This is a genomic window from Xanthomonas sp. CFBP 8151, from assembly GCF_011761885.1.
In the GTDB taxonomy this organism is placed as follows: Bacteria; Pseudomonadota; Gammaproteobacteria; order Xanthomonadales; family Xanthomonadaceae; genus Xanthomonas; species Xanthomonas arboricola_B.
In genome coordinates this window covers 1,468,428-1,485,688 of sequence record NZ_JAASQZ010000001.1, presented here as the reverse complement: position 1 = coordinate 1,485,688, position 17,261 = coordinate 1,468,428, and the positions used below count along the sequence as shown (strand labels likewise).

9 protein-coding genes are annotated in these 17,261 nt (G+C 64.9%); 2 read left to right on the top strand and 7 right to left on the bottom strand.

Annotation, left to right across the window (positions count from 1 at the left end; translation table 11 throughout):
* Window positions 1-4 precede the first annotated feature (4 nt).
* Entirely contained in the window at window positions 5-496 is a 492-nt protein-coding gene (locus FHT08_RS06295; RefSeq protein WP_166774579.1) for a hypothetical protein, read from the top strand.
* A gap of 209 nt (window positions 497-705) precedes the next feature.
* On the opposite strand, the gene FHT08_RS06290 is transcribed toward FHT08_RS06295, so the two are convergent.
* The 3 genes from FHT08_RS06290 to FHT08_RS06280 form a co-directional block, all read right to left on the bottom strand.
* Complete coding sequence (locus tag FHT08_RS06290; RefSeq protein WP_166774578.1) at window positions 706-3,081, bottom strand: glycoside hydrolase family 127 protein; 2,376 nt, start codon at window positions 3,079-3,081, stop codon at window positions 706-708.
* Window positions 3,082-3,228: 147 nt separating this feature from the next.
* Window positions 3,229-6,126, bottom strand: coding sequence for a TonB-dependent receptor (locus FHT08_RS06285; RefSeq protein WP_166774577.1), 2,898 nt, complete (start codon window positions 6,124-6,126; stop codon window positions 3,229-3,231).
* 595 nt (window positions 6,127-6,721) lie between these two features.
* Entirely contained in the window at window positions 6,722-9,079 is a 2,358-nt protein-coding gene (locus FHT08_RS06280; RefSeq protein ID WP_166774576.1) for a Tat pathway signal protein, read from the bottom strand.
* 280 nt (window positions 9,080-9,359) lie between these two features.
* On the opposite strand from FHT08_RS06280, the gene FHT08_RS06275 reads away from it, so the two are divergent.
* Window positions 9,360-10,526, top strand: coding sequence for a DUF5694 domain-containing protein (locus FHT08_RS06275; RefSeq protein ID WP_243848951.1), 1,167 nt, complete (start codon window positions 9,360-9,362; stop codon window positions 10,524-10,526).
* A 645-nt stretch (window positions 10,527-11,171) separates the two neighbouring features.
* Here FHT08_RS06275 and FHT08_RS06270 read toward each other — a convergent pair.
* The 4 genes from FHT08_RS06270 to FHT08_RS06255 form a co-directional block, all read right to left on the bottom strand.
* Window positions 11,172-11,468, bottom strand: coding sequence for a hypothetical protein (locus FHT08_RS06270; protein WP_104606462.1), 297 nt, complete (start codon window positions 11,466-11,468; stop codon window positions 11,172-11,174).
* 229 nt (window positions 11,469-11,697) lie between these two features.
* A complete protein-coding gene (locus FHT08_RS06265) occupies window positions 11,698-13,338 on the bottom strand; it encodes a DUF5597 domain-containing protein (RefSeq protein ID WP_166774575.1) in 1,641 nt (546 codons plus the stop codon).
* On the bottom strand, window positions 13,335-15,683 hold the full coding sequence (locus FHT08_RS06260; protein WP_166774574.1) for a S9 family peptidase: 2,349 nt from the start codon (window positions 15,681-15,683) through the stop codon (window positions 13,335-13,337). Before FHT08_RS06260 ends, FHT08_RS06265 begins: the two co-directional genes overlap by 4 nt.
* The gene (locus FHT08_RS06255) at window positions 15,673-17,259 is read right to left on the bottom strand and encodes an APC family permease (RefSeq protein ID WP_166774573.1); all 1,587 of its coding nucleotides are present in this window, start codon (window positions 17,257-17,259) and stop codon (window positions 15,673-15,675) included. The genes FHT08_RS06260 and FHT08_RS06255 overlap by 11 nt, the downstream gene beginning before the upstream one ends.
* Window positions 17,260-17,261 lie beyond the last annotated feature (2 nt).

The following is a 17,261-nucleotide window of genomic DNA, read 5'->3' as shown; positions in this document are numbered from 1 at the left end:
AAAAATGCGCGAATTTGATATTGAAAAAAGTGTTTCTAGATTGGACGGATTCCTCTCGGGGATTGCATCTTTTAGCGGAAACATTAGAGACTATTCAGCCTATGCTTTTATTGCCTCACTGGAGGATGAAAAATCCTGTGAAGCTGCTATAAAAAACCATTTCAGCTGGCTTCCTGATCTTGAATTTTCAAATATTCAAGTTCTTCAGCATAACTTTCGCGACCTTGAGATTGAGATCAGACCGTTCCTTGTTCGAGACTTTCACTACGGAAATGCCGAAGAAACCACCAAACTTCAGAACTATCTTTCATTTCGCATCATGGATGATATTTCCGCCGCAATAAGTGGAAATAAGGTGAACCAAGTCATAAAATTGACCGCGACCCCTGACTCTCAAAGCTCAGACTCGGTGTTTTTTTGCATATGCACGGAAAATAACGCCATTGTTATGCAATTTAACAATGACATCAATTTCATAAAAATAATTAAAAACTAGAAAGCCGAATAACCACATGGAAAATTTAATTAAAAATGGCTCTGAAGCCATTTTATACAGAACACCCCTATTTTGCAGTGAAAGAAGAGGGCGTGACTGATCTTTTCGCTTAGTTTTTTGGACACCTCCAGGATTTGTTTAGTTGTTGGCTACTTTTTTGATACATCGCAAGAATCCCGTCGCACCCTGGGATGCACTTGCTGCGGCATTCACGCCGACTCCAATAGCCAACACCCAAACGCGGGCCCAGCGGAATAGCCAGTCTCCGGTTCGATACGGATCTGCAGGGTGGCGCGGCCGGCGACTGCTGCAGGCAAGGCGTAATCCACGTCGACGAAGTCCAGGCCGCGGTTGCCGGCCAGGCGTTCGTTGGCGATGAGTTCGCCGTCGGCGAGGATGCGGAAGCGGCGGCGGGTTTCGTCGCCCCAGTAGCGTAGGCGCAGGATGCGGGCCTTCGCGGTGTTGCGCAGGGTGAAGGCGATGAAACCGCCAGTGCGGGCGTCGCGGCCGGCGCGGCGGCGGTAGCTCAGTGCGTAGGAGCTTTCGCTGTGCAGGCCGTGGGCTTTTTCAGAGGCTGCATCGCCCAGGGCGATGCGGTCCAGTGCGCGCGTGTCCAACGCCTGTTGTTTCGCGTCTGCTGCGGCCTGCTCGGCTTGATGCTGCTGCCATGCGGCGGCATCGCGATGCTCCAGGTAGGGCGCGCTGCGGCGATCGAACTGGGCGTAGAACGGGGAGAACCGCCAGTGCTGTGCGCCGTCGCTGTAGTCGAACGCTGTTTTGCCTGGCACCGGCTGCAGGCGCTGCAGGATGTCATCGCCTCCGATCAATGCCGGGGTCTTGCCCGACCAGGGTTTTGCGGCATCGCCCAGGTCGGCCGCCAGCACCAGCGGCCCGCGCAGCACCGAGACCCAGGCCGGGTCGTCCGGTGTGGTTTCCAGGCGCAGCGGCATCTCGAACGACAGCGTGAGCGTGTCGCCGGCGCGCCAGACCCGGGCGATGCGCAGGTAGCCCTCGTTGACGGTGGAATCGACCGGCTGGCCGTTGAGCTGCAGCTTCGGCGACTGCGCCCAACCGGGCACGCGCAGTGCGAGCATGCGTTGCTCGGCCGGCGCGGCGTCGATGCGTAGCGAGGCGCTGCCCTGCTCCGGCATCGTGCTGCGCAGGGTCATGTCCAGCCCGGCGGCATCGTGCACGCTGGAGGGCACATACAGATTGACGTAGACGCCCTGCCCGTCCTGCCAGTAGATCGAATCGCCGAACTGGGCATGCGCCTCCATGCCGCTGCCGACGCAGCACCAGAAATCGTCGAACGGCGAGGACCAGGCGCGCGCTTCGCCGGCCAGCATCGGTGTCATGTAAGTGAACATGCCGGTGCGCGGATGCTGCTGCGCCATTACGTGATTGAGCAGCGTGCGCTCGTAGTAATCGAAGAACTCGGCCTGCGGGCCCCATTGGTAAAGGTGCCGGGTGAGCTTGAGCATGTTGTAGCTGGCGCAGTGCTCGCAGGTCTGCTCGGTGACAAACTTCGAAATGCTATCCGGCTGCTGGAAATACTCGCGGTCGCCATTGCCGCCGATCACGTAGGTATGGTGGTTGGTGACGGTGTGCCAGAAGAAGCGCGCTGCCGCGCCGGATGCTGCATCGCCGGTGACTTCGTACTCGCGTGCCAGGCCGATCAGCTTGGGGATGTTGGTGTTGGAATGCTGGTGCACCAGCTCGTCGCGTTGGGCGATAAGCGGATCCAGCACGGCGTGGTGGTGCAGGCGCTGCGCCAGTGCCAGCCATTGCGCATCGCCGGTCCGCACATGCAGCTCGACGAAGGATTCGTTGAGGCCACCGAATTCGCACGACAGCACCTTCTGCAGCTGCGCGGCGTCGAGCGCGGCGAAGATGCCTTGCAGATAGCCGGCCAGGCCCACCGCCACCTGCAGCGCCTGCGCATTGTCGCAATGCGCGTGCACGTCGAGCAGGCCGGCAAACAACTTGTGCCAGGTGTACAGCGGTGCCCAGCTGCCGTTGAGGTAGAACGGCGCCGGGTCGATCTTGCCGCGCCTGAGTTCATCGAACACCACGCGGCCGCTTTCGATCTTCCCTGCGGCGTTCTTGCGGGTGAACCCGGCGACGTAGCCATCGCCTGCATGCGCCTGGCAGCGTGCCAGCTCTGCGACCAGGTACCCGGCGCGCGTGCGGCATTGCGCATCGCCGGTCTGCGCATGCATCAGTGCCAATGCGCTGAGATAGTGACCGAGCGTATGCCCGGCGATGGTGTCCGCCTCCCAGCCGCCGTATGCAGGCGCCTTGGGATCGAGGCCGGCGTACAGTACGAAGTTGTGCAACAGCCGGTCCGGCTCCAGCCGCATCAGGTAACGTCGATTGGTGTGCAGCGCGTCCAGGAACAACGACGGCGTGAGCCGCACCTGCGCCAGCGGCACGGCGCGCACGCTGCCGGGTTGTGCGGCGCTGGCCTGGGCCGGAAAGCGCAGGAAACCCGCCGCAACCGCCAGGCTGCTCCAGGCCAGAAAACGGCGCCGCGACAAGCTCGGCGCATGGTCGTTGGGCAACTCGCTCGGGTACGTCTCGGTCATGGGCTCAGCTTAGCTCCTGTCGGCGCGTGCAGACCGCGCGCGCCGTTACAACAACAACTGCGCAGTCGCGGTAACTCGCGCGTACACACACATGACGCCCGCGACCGATGGCATCTGGGCGCAGGCCACCGCGATACAGCGGCCCGATCAGAACTTCACCGTGGCACGCGCCCAGTAGAACCGACCCAGCAGATCGTAGGTGGCCACATCGGTATTGGCGTTGCCGACGTTGTTGGAGTAATACAACGGCGGCTGCTTGTTGGCGATATTGTCCACGCCCACTTCGAAGCGCGTGTGCCACGGTTCGACGTTGTAGCCGAGCTGCAGGTTGTTGTAGACGTAGGCGCCGATCTTGCGCACCACCATCGGCTCGCTGGAATCGGCGGACAGGCTCTGGTCCGGATCCGAATTGCCGATGGCGGTGTGGCCCACGTAGCGGATGCGCCAGGTGGCGCTCCAGTCGTCCAACGCCCAGTTCACCGTGCCCAGCGCACGCCAGCGCGGGAAATTGCCGTAGGCCTGGGTGTAGCGGCCGACGTTGTGGATGGTGACCGAGCTGGGGTCGGTGGTATCGGGCAGCACGTCGTAACGGGTGAGATAGGTGCCGTTGAGCCCGGCGCTGAGATTGCCCCATGCGGTGGGCGGCGCGCGGTAGGTCAGATTGAAGTCCATGCCCTTGGCCCACAGCTTACCCAGGTTGACGGTGGGTTCGGCAATGTAATTGATGGTGCCGTTGCCGTTGCGATGGATCAACGCGCAAAAGGAGCTGGCCGGGTTGGCGAAGCATTGATTGAGCACGGTCTGCGCCGACACCGTGGTGATGGTGTCTTCCAGATCGATGCGCCACCAGTCCGCGCTCAGCGACAGGCCATCGATCCACTGCGGGTCGTACACCAGCCCCACGTCGTAGGACTTGCCAGTTTCCGGCTTGAGCTGGTACCCCGCCACTGCCGCGCCGGACACCTTGCCCGACACCTGGCCATCGGATTGCTGGTAGCTGCCGTCGGTGGGCACATTGGCGCAGGCCACGCTATTGCCGCCGGTATAGCCATTGCACGGGTCGTTGACGGTGGCCGCATCGCCGGCCACGCCGGCATACAGCTCGTTGATGTTGGGCGCGCGGAACACCTCCGACACCGTGCCGCGGATCAGCAGGTTCTCGATCGGGCGATATTCCAGCGACACCTTGCTGTTGGTCTTGCTGCCGACCGAGCTGAAGTCGGAAAAGCGCGTGCCCAGCGTGATGTTCAAGGCGTTGATGCCGGGCAGGTCCTTCAGCAGCGGAAACAGCGCTTCTGCATAGGCCTCCTTGACGTCGAAACTGCCGGCCAGGGTGGACGAACAGAATTCGATCACCCCGCACAGGCCGTCTTCATCGCCGGTCCATAGCGGGTCGGAGGCGGTGGTCGAACGCTCCTTGCGATAGGAGACGCCGGTCGCCAGGCTGACCGTGCCGGCCGGCAGTTCGAACAGCGAACCGTTGGCATTGGCCTCGAATTGCTTGACGGTATAGACGCTGGTCACGATGGGGTTGACCACCATGCCCTGCAGGTTGGACAGGTTGGCGCTGTCGTTGAGGTTGAAGAAGTTCAGCGGTGTGCAGCCGGCGATCGCCGCGCCTGCACTGCCGCACTTGACCACGCCATCGCTGTCCAGGAACGAGGGACCGATGGCCTGATTGAACGCGGCATAGTCGAGAAAGCCGTTGTTGATCGACTTCTGTTTGACCTTGCCGTAGTTGAAGGTAGCATCCCACTGCCAGGAACTGTCGCCGAAGCGGCCGCGCAAACCGGGGCTGATCTGGAAGTTGTAGGTGTTGTATTGATAGCTGCGATTGCCCAACACGGTGGCGCGCGTGTTGAGGTCGTTGTAGGAGGTGCCGGTGCTGCGATCGGTGCCGAAGTTCACCCCGAACGGGTTGTAGTAACTCTGCGACGACACCAGGATGTTGTCGCCGTTGGAGAAGATCGGAATCGGCGCAATGATCGAGGCGGATTCGGTTTTACTGAACCAGGTGTTGACGTAGCCCTCGACGTTGTCGGTGAAGCGATAGGTGCCCAGCAAAAACGCATTGGTGCGCTTCTGCGGGGTCTGCAACAGGTTGAACGGCTGGTAGTTGTAGGAGTCGGCGCTGGCGTTGTAACAGTGGAAATCGCCCGGGCCGGCGCGACCGCTCACGCCGCTGTTGAGGGTGACACGCCCGCAGCCGTTGGCCTGCGCAAGCTGCGTGGACTGATCCGAGCCATCGTTGAAATTCACGGTACCGGTCGGCGTTGCGGACGAGCCCTGCTTCACCGGTTGCCCGTTGGTCAACGCAAGCGCGTCCTTGGAATAGTCGCGCGCCGCTGCCGAGACTGGATCGATGTTGTGGTACGACAGGCCGCCGATCAGGCTGCCACGCTCCCAGGTCTTGCCGGTGGTCAGGGTGAAGTTGCGCCGGTTGCCGTCGCCTTCGCTGCTGGTGCCGAAGTCGCTGCTGAACTGCACACCGTCGAACTGGCTGCGCAGGATGAAATTGACCACGCCACCGATAGCGTCGGAGCCATACACCGCGGAGGCACCGTCGCTGAGCACTTCGATGCGCTCGATCATACTGGACGGAATCGCGTTGACGTCGTTGTAGGCCAGTCGAATACCGTTGACCAGCACCAAGGTGCGCTTGTCGCCCAGACCGCGCAGCGAAATGGCCGACGCACCGGTGCCGCCGCCGTTGTTGGTATACGGATTGGTGGCGTTGCCGGCGATCGACGGCAGCTCCTGCAGCAGATCGCCCACCGTGGCCTTGCCGGTCGCGGCGATCTGTTCCTGGCTGACGGTGACCACCGGGTTGGCGGTTTCGGTATCCACGCGGCGCAGACGCGAGCCGGTGACGACCACGCTGTCCAGCGTTTGCGGCGCATCACTACTGCCGCCGGCCTGCTGCGCAGACACCGGTGCGCTGACGCCTGCAGACAGCGCAACCAGCAACGCGGCGCTGAGCATGCTCGGCACCGGGCGCGTGGGCGTGCCGGAGGTCCGGGAGAAAGGCAACAGCGGCATCGGCATGCAAGGCTCCTGATTCGTATGGCAGACAAACGATGGGCAACACACACCCGTGCCGGCGGACGCCAGCGCAGGGCAAGATGGATGGCAGACGCGCACGCAGCGAAACTTCTCGCCAGCGCTGTGCTGCAGACATGCAGACAACCTGCGACGCGCACGACCACGCAGGGTCACGCAGCAGCGCGTGTTGTCAAAAAGGGTGTTGGTTCCGCACCGGAGGCGCCCATGCGCTCCAGTTTCATCAGCTGGTCACAATGTGCCTGTGCGCACGCGCCACGTCTTGTCGCATTTGGCGACAGCGCATGCGGAAAACAGCATGGTTTGCAAATGAACGGGCATGCGGTGGCGTTGCGCCCTGCAGCGATACCCGCAGGTGGACATCACGCGCAAAACGATGGCGATACACCCGAGGCGATGCATCGCTCGCAACCATGTGCGATGACGGTCGATCCCAGGCGTCGAGCAAACCTATGCATGCGGCAACCCAGGACACGGCAGACGGCAACACCGCTTCAGCGATCGCCGGTCGAGGCCGCCGTGGTTGATGACGACCACGATGAGGCGACGAGGCCGGCATGGTCGTCGCGGCAATGGTCCATCACCCGTACCAGGCCTGCACCTTCACTGCCGCTGCGCTGCCGGGCAACGCCACGCGATCTGCATGCGGGCCCTGCGCACGCGCCGGCTTGCCGTCCACGAGCACGCGCGTGAGCGTGCTGCCCTCGGGCACACGCAGGCTCAGCCAGGTGCACCTTGGGGACCGCTCCGGCAGTTGCACTTCGGCATCGATGCGGCGTGCCGCCACGTCGGTGCGCAGTGTCAGCGTGAGCTTGCCCCAGCGTGTGGGCGCAGCCGTGATGCCGATCGTAGCGCCACTGCCCAGCCACGCGCGCGGCAGCGCACGCGCAAGGAACACCTGCTCGCCTGCGCTGTCGTCGCTGACCAGCATCCAGCGCAGCAGCAACGGGATGGTCATCTGCGCAGGGATGCAGAACAGCGGCATGCCACCGGTGATGCCGCTGACCTCGCCGGCGGTCCAGCTGCCGCGGGTATGCACCTGGTAGCGATGCGCATAGACGAACAACAGATACTCTTCGATGCGGTCCAGCCGCAGCAGCTGTTGCGCATAGCCGTAGGAAATGAAGCCGAGCAGATCGCGGCTGCCCGGCTCCGGCGGTGCGATGTTGGCCACCACGCCGATGCTGGTGCCGCCATGGCCGCGCAGGCAATCGATCACCAGGTTGGCCAGGTCGTCGGGCAGGACATCGGCCTGCAGCAATTCCGCATACGCGCGGTGCGGCCATTGCTGCTCGCTGGGCTTTTCCTGCAGCAACGATTGGCGAAACGTCAGTGTGGTGCCCGGCAACGGGCCGACATACGGCGGCGACAGCTCACGACGCACGTTGGCGCGCAGGCTGGTTTCCAGCCGTGCACGCAACTGCCTGGCGCGACGCTGCCATTGCGTGGCCAGGCCGGCATCGCCACCGAGCGTGCTCCAGACCTGGGCGATGTCTTCCCAGCCGCGTATCGTCAGCGCGCTGTTGGCGTAATACGGTTTCCACCACAGCGACGGGTCGGGAAACAGGCAGGCATCGGATTCGTTCCAGCCGTGCAGCAGGCCATGGCCATGCGCGCTGCGCGGTAATGCCAGCGCCTGGTCGTGCAGCTCGCACAGCAGCTGCGCGGTGGCGGCGATCTTGGGCAGCAGGCGGCGCAGCCGCGTCGCATCGCCGGTGTAGCGCAGATAGCGCGCCAGCAGCGACAGGGTCAGCCCGAACTGCCCGACCTCCGGCCCGCGCATGTTCGGCAGGCCATCGTCCTGCACGAAGTCGTCGAAGTAGTTGTCCAGTACCGCGGCGGCCTGCGCGAAGCGGCCCCATTCCAGATTGGCGTAGAACGAGCTGGTGAAGGTGTCCTGGAAACCGTCGTACTCGTTGCCGTAGTAGTCGCGCTCTACCGCACCGTACTTCGGATAGTCGCCACCGGGGCGCACCACCAGCTCGCGCGCGAACGCGAATTGCGCCATGTCGTTCCAGCTGGCATCGGGCAGCTGTGCCTGCACCGTGCCGTCCAGGGCCTGTTGCCAGTACGCGGCGAAATCGATCAACCCCGCATAGAACTGCTCGGCGGTGGCCGGCTTGCGCGACGGCGCAAACGCCGGATAGCTGTGGGTGTAATGCACGCCGACGATCTCGCCGCCGCGTACGTGCATCGTGCGATGCCAGGTCTGCACCACGAAGCGATCGCTGGCACGCACATCGGCAAACACCAGTACGTCGTACCAGCCATCATCCTCGCCTTCGCGCCGCATGACCTTGCGCACCGCCGGCATCCAGCCACCCAGCAAGCCCTCCTCGCGCCGTTTGATCAACGCCTCTTCGCCCAGCTCGGCGAAGGCATGTTCCGGCCGCGAGGTGCGGCTGCGGCCGTTGGGCAGGATCGGCATGGTGTCCAGGCTTTCGCGCGTGCCGACGAAGGTGGTCCACGGCCAGCGCCCGCCATTGTCCTTGGGGTCGAGCAGCGAGGCCGGCGGCGGCGCGACATCGCGCACCTGCGCCTCGTCCGGGTCGCCATCGCGCAGCAGGCGGTCGGCGAGCAGATCGGCCTGCGCCATCGCCACCTCGGCCAGCGACATCCCGAAGTACGGCTTGCCCTCGGCCGGATAGGCCGGCTCGGTGCGTTTGTCCAGGCGCAGCATGCCGCTGTCGGTCCACAGCGTCAGCTGGCCCTGCGGGCTGTCGAGGTGCTCGTAGACGGTCCAGTCCTGCTGCAGATGCCGAAAGCGGCAAAGCGTGCTGCCGACATGCGCGGCCGATGGCAGCGCCTCAAGACGCGGCAGTGCCGGTGGCGGCAACGTCGCCGGGGTGTGCGGCGTGCCCAGCATCGCGAGTGCGGCACCTGCGCCCACCGCCGCGGTTGCCGCCATGCCCTGACGCAAAAAGCTTCTGCGGTCCATCGTCGCGCCCTCGGTTGATCTCATCCACATCGTGCGCGACGGCGCGGCTTGCGTCTTGTGGCAGCTGTCTGGCGCGTATGCGGAAATCCGCACACAAGCAGCTGTTGCTGCGCAGCCATCGCGGCGACGCACAGCGCCTGCCAGTCGCCACCCCTGCCATTTAGCCACGTGACTTTCTGGCCACGCCGGTATCTGCGGTGGCAGCCACACTGGCTGCACAGACGCAGGCGGCACTGTCGCCAGACCGCCGCGCAATCCACGCCCACCCACAAGGAACGTCATGCAGCCATCCCCATCGCGCATCGCACACAGTGCCCGCGCCGCAGCGCGGTTTTTCGATGCCGGCAGCGCGTCCGCCAGGCAGTTGCAACGTCCGGCACATTGCTGGCTGTGGCTGGCCCTGATCGTGCCCTGCCTCGCGCAGGCGCAGGTGGACCTGTCGCAGCTGGATGCCGAGATGGCCGCGCCGCGCACCCAGGTGCTGGTGCTTGGCAGCGTGCACCTGTCGCAGTTGCCCAAGGGCAGCGACATCCGTGCAGCGCGCCTGCAACCGCTGATGGACCGGCTGGCCGCGTACGCGCCGACCATCATCACCACCGAGGACCTGTCGGGCGAAACCTGCGACCTGATGCGGCGCCATCCTGCCGTCTATCTGCCCGAGGACACCACGACCTATTGCCCCGACACCGGCGAGGCAGCACGTGCCACCGGGCTGGACGTTCCCGCCGCTCTCGGCCAGGTCCGTGTAGCGCTCCGCAGCTTGCCCAGTGCGCCCACACCGGCACAGCGTCGGCACCTGGCTGCGCTGTTTCTGGCCTCGGGCGAGCCGCCTTCTGCGCTGGTGCAATGGCTGCAGCTTGCGCCGGCAGAACAGCGCAGCGGCGATGGCCTGGATGCGGCGCTGGTGGCGCGACTGCGCAGCATGGAACAGCGCCCCAACGAGAGTTACCAGATCGCCGCGCGATTGGCGGCGCGTCTTGGCCTGCAGCGCGTCCACCCGGCCGACGATCACACCGGCGACAACGTGGACCTGGGCGACCCGGCGGCGTACGGCAAGGCGATCCAGGCCGCCTGGGACAAGGCCGCGCCGCGGGCGCGCGCCATGCGTGAGCACGAGGACCAGTTGGCAAGTCGAGGCAAGTTGCTGGAGCTCTATCGCGCGATCAACCTGCCGGCCAGCCAGCAACTGGCCATCGCGGTGGATTTTCGCGCCGCATTGAGCGAGGGCTCGCCGCAGCACTACGGCTACCGCTACATGTCCGGCTGGGAAATCCGCAACCTGCGCATGGTGTCCAACGTGCGCGCCAGCTTTGCCGAACAACCCGGCGCAAAAGTGCTGGCAGTGGTCGGTGCCATGCACAAGCCCTGGTTCGACAACTGGCTGGGACAGCTGCAGGGCGTGGATATCGTGGATGCGGCGCAGGTGTTGGGTGCCGACGGAAAGTGAGCGACAGTGAGTACAACGGCTTCAGCGTGACGCTCTAAGTCAAAAGCCTGATTGGTCGAGCGCGCGGTGCCCTCGCCGCTCGTGGGACACGCCGTGAACCTTTCGCTGGGGGCGCGGTTTCGGCATCCATGCCGCCATACGGTCCCGCAACCGGCGAGGACACCGCACCAGAGAGTTGGTCGGTGATTTGGCAAAAATCTGCTTGTTGCTCGGGGTGCATTGGAAGGCTGATCGGAGGCGACGCTCCAAACAACACACGTCATGTTTTGCTCGCGACCTTGCGCGCCGACCATCTCGACTGGTCCTTGCCCGCCTACCGTCGCGGGACCTTACGCGGCATGGATGCCGCGTAAGAGCCTACAAGGACGTACTTGCGGCGTGTCCCGCGATGGTGGGCGGGCAAGGGCCCGGCAGCCGGGTAACAGATCAGCCGCTCTACGCTTGCGAGCTGCCCGCACGGTCCTAACACCCGCAGACAAGACAACTGCAGTTATCGATACCGGCATAAGCAGCAGCCATCAATTCGCTGACTCCACGAAATGCAGAACGTAAATCCGGTTTCAGGTGCAGCCAGATGCGGCATCACGGCGAAGGCCGTGCACCTAATGCACTAGATCGACAACCGGCCTTCGTCAATCCAGGCTCTCAGGTCAGCACATCCAGCAAGCTGCCCAGCATCTCGTCGGAGCGCCGTAGTGCAGTGGCGTTGGCCTGGAAGTCGTTGCGTGCCGAGAGGCCTTCGACCAGATCGGTGGCAGGTGCCGATGGATCGGAGGCGGCATCGACCACGCTGGCCGCCACGCCGGCATTGGCCTGCGTACTGGCTGCAACGGCCTGACGTGGACTGCCGTCCACCGGCTGGCGTGCCACATTGCTGGCGGCCACCTGCTGACGCAGCGCGGCGACCTGCATTCCGGAACTGGCGATGCTGCTGATGCTCATGATGGCTCCGGTGCGGAAACGATGAAAAACCCGATGATGCTCGTCTATTCACAAACCAGCGCAGTGCCGATGACAGGGCGCGCCGTACTGCCGTCGCTATTACCGCAAACAAGCCACACGGCAAGCCTTCCTTGCGCGAACAACACCGGCGGACAGGAACCGCGACCCACCCGTGCCATCCGATTTCAGCCACGCCCGCCTCCAGGCCGCGCAGCGGTCTGACGCAGGCTCAATAGGTGCCTACCCGCACGCGCAACACCACCGGCACCTCGCCCGCCGCATCCACCCGCCCGACGTTGAGTCCGTAGTCGGTCTGGTCGCCGTTGAGCTGTCTTTCGACCTGCCAGCGCCCGTCCACGTACCGCCCCTGCTCCACCCGCAACAGTTGTCCATGACGGGTATCGGCCGCCTCGCGAAAAAATTCAATCCGCGCGGCCATGCCGGTGACCAGGAACTCCTCCGGCCCTAGCTGCGCCACCAGCAGCCGGCCAGCGTGGTCGTCGTTGCCGGGCAGGATCGCCGGCGCATCGCCCCACATCGGCGCACCGAACGACACCTTGGCCTGCCAGTCGCCGAAGCGCAGCGTGCGTTGCGGCGCGCCGGGCTGTTCGGCCACCGCCTGCAGCCGGCCGTCGAAGGCGGCCTGGGCGATCACGTGCTGCAGCGGCGCCAGCAGCTTGAAGTTGGCGGCGTGCGCAGCGATCGCGTCGCGGTTGGCCTGACTGTCCTGGTTGCCATCCATGCCGAACACCGAAAAGCCGATCCCGCCCTGCCCCAGCACATGGAACAGATACGGCGCGGTGGCCGCCTCGAAGCCGGTCTCCGAAACCCAGGCCGGGTTGTCCGGCCGCGCATACTGGCCGATGACCTTGGTGTACTCGTTGTAGTCGTTGGTATAGATATCGGTGCCGATGAAGTCGACCGACGGCGTGGCCGCGCGCCACAGCGCGAACACATTCACCGTCGCACCGCCGGACGGATAATCCATGCCCGGGTAACGCTTGCCCTTGTAGCGCAGCCAGGTGTTGACGTAGAGCGGCAGCGGATACGCGCGCTTGCCGGCCGCGGCCACCTGTTCGATATACGCCGCCGTCGCATGCGCATTGAAGGCTTCGGCGGCTTCGGCACCAAACAACTGCTGCCAGCTACCCTGCGATTTGCCCAGTTTTTGCGCGATCGCGGCGGGTACCGGTTGCGCGAACGCCGCCTCGCCGGCCGGGCCATGGTCGCGCACCGTGCCGATCGCGCCGGGCTCGTTTTCCACCTGTACCAGGATCACCGTGTGGCGGTCGCCATCGACCTTGCGCAGGTGCTGCATCAATGCGGTGAACGCACGCACATCGGCCTGCACGTTGGCGGCCACATGCGGCGACAGCACATCCACCGGCTCGCCATTGGCGTCGCGCATGCGCGGGTAGGTGGCGTCGTCGCGCTTGATCCACTCCGGCACGTAATGCATCTGGCCGTTCTTCCAGCTGCCGAACCACAGCAGGGCCACGCGCAGGCCGCGCTTGCGCGCGCCGGCAATCAAGGCATCCACGTTGGTGGTATCGAAGCGCCCGGGCGCCGGCTCGAACTGCTCCCAGTACACCGGCGCCTCCACCGTGTTGGCGTGCAGCGCGACCACCTCGTCCAGCGCCTTGGGCAGCACCGCCGGCCAGGCGCTGGAATTGTGCAGCTGCGCGGCCAGCACGGTGTACGGCGCGCCATCGACGAACAGCGCATGGCGGCCGTTTTGGGTAACGAAGCGCGGCAGTTCTTCCGCGCTGGCCAGCAATGGCACGCAACCGGCCAACATCGCCAGCGACCACAGCAGGGCTGTGATGCGGCTACGCGGCCGCGGCATCTTCAGGGCAAGCAAACGCGTCATCGCGCCTCCGACGGTAGTGAATTCCAATGCGGCGTGGGTTCGTCGCGCAGATGGCGCACGAAGAAGTCGTACTGGCGACGCTGCACATAGTCGATCGGCCCGCTGGAGCGGCCTACCGAATGCTCGCCACCAGGCACGTTGAGCAGCTCGAAGTCCTTGCCGGCCTTGATCAGCGCATCGACCACCTGCGCGGTGGAGGCCGGGTCCACATTGCTGTCCTGCTCGCCGACGATCAGCAGCAGGTCGCCCTGCAACTTGGCCGCATTGACCACGCCCGAGGCCTGCGCATAACCGGCGTCCACCGGCCACCCCATCCACTGCTCGTTCCAGCTGATCTTGTCCATGCGGTTGTCGTAGCAACCGGCAAACGCCACACCCACCTTGTAGAAGTCCGGATGGCGCTCAAGCGCGCCCAGCGTGCTTTGCCCGCCGGCCGAGGCGCCATAGATGCCGACCCGGCCGATGTCGTAGGAAGGGTCCCTGGCCGCCAATGCACGGTGCCAGGCGATGCGATCGGCAAACCCGGAATCACCCAGGTTCTTCCACGCCACATCGTGGAAGGCCTTGGAGCGGTTGGCGGTGCCCATGCCGTCGATCATCACCACAATAAAGCCCAGATCCGCCTGCGCCTGCATGCCGATCTGCTTGTCGCCGCCGGAGTGATAGCCAAACGGCCAGAACGTCTTGGGCACAAAGGAGTCGTGCGGGCCGGCGTAGATGTTTTCGATCACCGGATACCTCTTGTGCGGGTCGTAATCGCGTGGGCGCACCACCATGCCCCAGATGTCGGTGCGGCCATCGCGGCCCTTGGCCACGAAGGTCTCCGGCGCGCGCCAGCCGGCGGCCAGCAATTTGTCGATCTTGCCCTGTTCCACCTGCTGCTGCAGCCGGCCATCGATGGCGTGCAGCTCCATCACCGGCGGCAGGTCCGGTCGCGAATAGACATCGACGTAATGCCGGCCGTCGTCCGCGATCGCCACATCGTGATCGGCATCGGCGTGGGTCAGCCGGGTCAACTGGCTGCCATCGAAATCCACGCTATACAGCTGCCGGTAGTACTGGTCCTTGCCCGCATCCATGCCGCTGGCGGTGAACCAGATGCGCCGCTGCGCGTCGTCCACGCGCAGTACATCGCGCACGATCCACGGCCCGTGCGTGAGCTGCCGCTTGAACCTGCCGCTGCGGCCATCGACCAGGTACAGGTGCCGCCAGCCGTCGCGCTCGGAGATCCAAAGCAACGCATCGCCGCGCCCATCCACGTCATGGCGAAAGCTGCGGTCGGCGTAGACGAAGGTGCGCGCATCCTCGCCGACCGCCACGTGCGCGCGACCGCTCTGCGCATCCACCGCGATCACCCGCATGCGCTGAAAGCCGCGTTGCACGTAGTCGAAGCTCACGCTGTGGCCATCGCTGCGCCACTGCAGCGGCGACAGCGCATACGGATTGGCGAACAGGGCAGTGTCCACCTCGCGGCGTGTGCCGTCCACGGCAAACAGCACCGGCCGCTCCACATCCACCGCATCGCCGGGCTTGGGGTACAGCTGGGCGCGCACGCGCGGCTGGCCGCCGCCTGCAGGCGCCGCTTCCACACGGGTGACGCGGCGGGCCAACCCGGGACGCACGCGATACACCGCCAGTCGCTGCGAATCCGGCGACCAGGCGATGCTCTCCGGGTCGAAGTAATCGTTTGCGCGGCCATCGTCGCTGAGCCGGGTCAGCTGGCCATCGGCAACGCGACGCAGCAGCAGGTTCCAGCCATCGGCGAGCGCTTCCCAGCGGCCATCGGGCGAACGGCGCGGCGTGTTGTCGGCTGGCACCGCAGGGTCGCGCACCACACCGAAGCCGCGTGGACGCTGCTGTGCAGCGGCGTCATCGCGGGCGCAGCGGTCGTCCGTCAGGCTGCAACGCCAGGGCGCTTCGCCAAGCGCGAAGCGAATCGCCCCGTCGCTGCGCTCGCCGTCCGGCGCATAGGCAAAGCGCTCGAATGGCAACTGCAACGCGGTGTAGGGTGTGCCGGTCGCGGCACTCAATGCCTGCGCCACGCGCAGCTGGTCGAACGCCGGCGTTTTCTGCAGCGTGGCGACATCCATACGGACGAAGGCGAATCCGCCCGGCACCGTCTTGCGGTAATGGAAGCTGCCGGCGGTTTGCCATTGCGCCGGCCAGGCCACGTTCTCGGTCAGCGTGCTCCATTGCGCGCGCAAGCCCAGCGCGCGTTGGTAATCGGCCACACTGGGCGCGGCCTGTGCCGCAGCCGACAGCAACACGATGCACGCAGCCACCCCATTCAAGCAGCCACGCAACCAGCGCGATGCACCCACGCCGTGGCGCAGCTCACTCGCCATCGTCCTCCTCCAACGCCAGCTCATCGCTGCGCAAGCCGCTGCGCGCGCCCCAGTGATAGATGAAGAATGCAATCACCGCCACGCTCAAGGTGTCGAACGGATGCGCGATCCAGCCGTGACCGCCGAACGTGCCGGCCCAGGACACCGCCATCACCAGCACGAAGAACACGATCAACCACAGCGACGCGCGCACCTGGCGCAGCAGGCGTGCCCTGCCCTGGCGCGATGGCAGGCGATACAGCACATACAGCACGAACGCGACCACCTGCAGGCCGAGCAACCACGACAAGGTGGGCCAGGTCGACCAGTAGACGATCAAGGCGGCGACGATGAACGACAGCGGCCCCAGCACGGCAAGGCCACGGACGCGGAACGGCCGCGGCAAGTCCGGCGCACTGCGGCGTAATGCGGCTACGGTGACCGGTGCCACTGCGTAACTCAGCACCAGGGCGGCCGACACCACGCCGATCAGGGTCTCCCACGAGGGGAACGGCAGCGTCCAGAAGATCGACAAGCCCAGGCTCACCCACAATGCCGGACGCGGAATGCCCGATTGCGGATCCACCCGCGTCAGCACCGGCAAGAACCCGCCGCTGCGCGCCCAGCCGTACACCACGCGCGGGGTGGCATTCATATAGATGTTGCCGGTGCCGCTGGGCGAGACCATTGCATCGCAGATCACCAGCGCTGCCAGCCACGCCATTCCCAACGTCAGCGCGATGTCGTGGTACGGCAAGGCAAACACCTTGTCGATGCCGCTCCAACCCGGTGCCAGTTGCGCGGCCGGAATGCTGCCCAGGAATGCCAGCTGCAGCAGCACGTAGATCACCGTGGACAAAGCCACCGACAGGATCAGGGCGATCGGAATATTGCGCTGCGGGTCGCGCACCTCGCTGGCCACCGACACGATCGGGGTCAGGCCCAGGTAGGCAAAGATGATGCCACCGGCAGAGATCGCCGCTTCCACCCCGGCCATGCCCGAGGGCGCAAACCCGTGCACGCTCAGGTTACCCGGATTGAAGTGCTTCATCAGCAGCACGATCACCAGAATCGGCACCAGGAACTTGAAGATGCTGACGATGTTGTTGGCCAGCGCGAAGGTCTTGACGCTGAAATAGTTGAGCAGGAAAAACAGCACCAGCAAGGCCAGTTGCACCAGCCAGCCCCACACGCTGGGATGGCTGCCGCCGGGTTGGTTGAGCAGCGGAAACCACGCCGCCGCATACTGGCGCGCAGCCTCCACCTCGATCGCGATCAGGCTGGAAAACGCGATCAGGGTGATGAAGCCGGTCAACGAGCCGAGCAAGGCGCCATGCGAATACTCCGGGTAGCGCACCACGCCACCGGCGCGTGGCAGCGCGGCGCCGAGTTCGCAATACACCAGGCCGAGCAGCAACACCGCGATGCCGCCGAGGATCCACGACAGGATGCCGGCCGGCCCGGCGATGGAAGAGACATGGCTGGCCGAGAACAACCAGCCCGAGCCGAAGATCGAACCCAGCCCGATAAAGGTCAGGTCGGTCAGGCTGAGTCGCTTGTGGAACTTGCCTTGCGTGGTCGCACCGTGTGTGGTCATTG

Excerpts from the sequence above, each read along its gene's own strand:
- FHT08_RS06295 (WP_166774579.1), top strand. The coding sequence starts at position 5 with ATGCGCGAATTTGATATTGAAAAAAGTGTTTCTAGATTGGACGGATTC.
- FHT08_RS06290 (WP_166774578.1), bottom strand. The coding sequence starts at position 3,081 with ATGACCGAGACGTACCCGAGCGAGTTGCCCAACGACCATGCGCCGAGC.
- FHT08_RS06285 (WP_166774577.1), bottom strand. The coding sequence starts at position 6,126 with ATGCCGATGCCGCTGTTGCCTTTCTCCCGGACCTCCGGCACGCCCACG.
- FHT08_RS06280 (WP_166774576.1), bottom strand. The coding sequence starts at position 9,079 with ATGGACCGCAGAAGCTTTTTGCGTCAGGGCATGGCGGCAACCGCGGCG.
- FHT08_RS06275 (WP_243848951.1), top strand. The coding sequence starts at position 9,360 with ATGCAGCCATCCCCATCGCGCATCGCACACAGTGCCCGCGCCGCAGCG.
- FHT08_RS06270 (WP_104606462.1), bottom strand. The coding sequence starts at position 11,468 with ATGAGCATCAGCAGCATCGCCAGTTCCGGAATGCAGGTCGCCGCGCTG.
- FHT08_RS06265 (WP_166774575.1), bottom strand. The coding sequence starts at position 13,338 with ATGACGCGTTTGCTTGCCCTGAAGATGCCGCGGCCGCGTAGCCGCATC.
- FHT08_RS06260 (WP_166774574.1), bottom strand. The coding sequence starts at position 15,683 with ATGGCGAGTGAGCTGCGCCACGGCGTGGGTGCATCGCGCTGGTTGCGT.
- FHT08_RS06255 (WP_166774573.1), bottom strand. The coding sequence starts at position 17,259 with ATGACCACACACGGTGCGACCACGCAAGGCAAGTTCCACAAGCGACTC.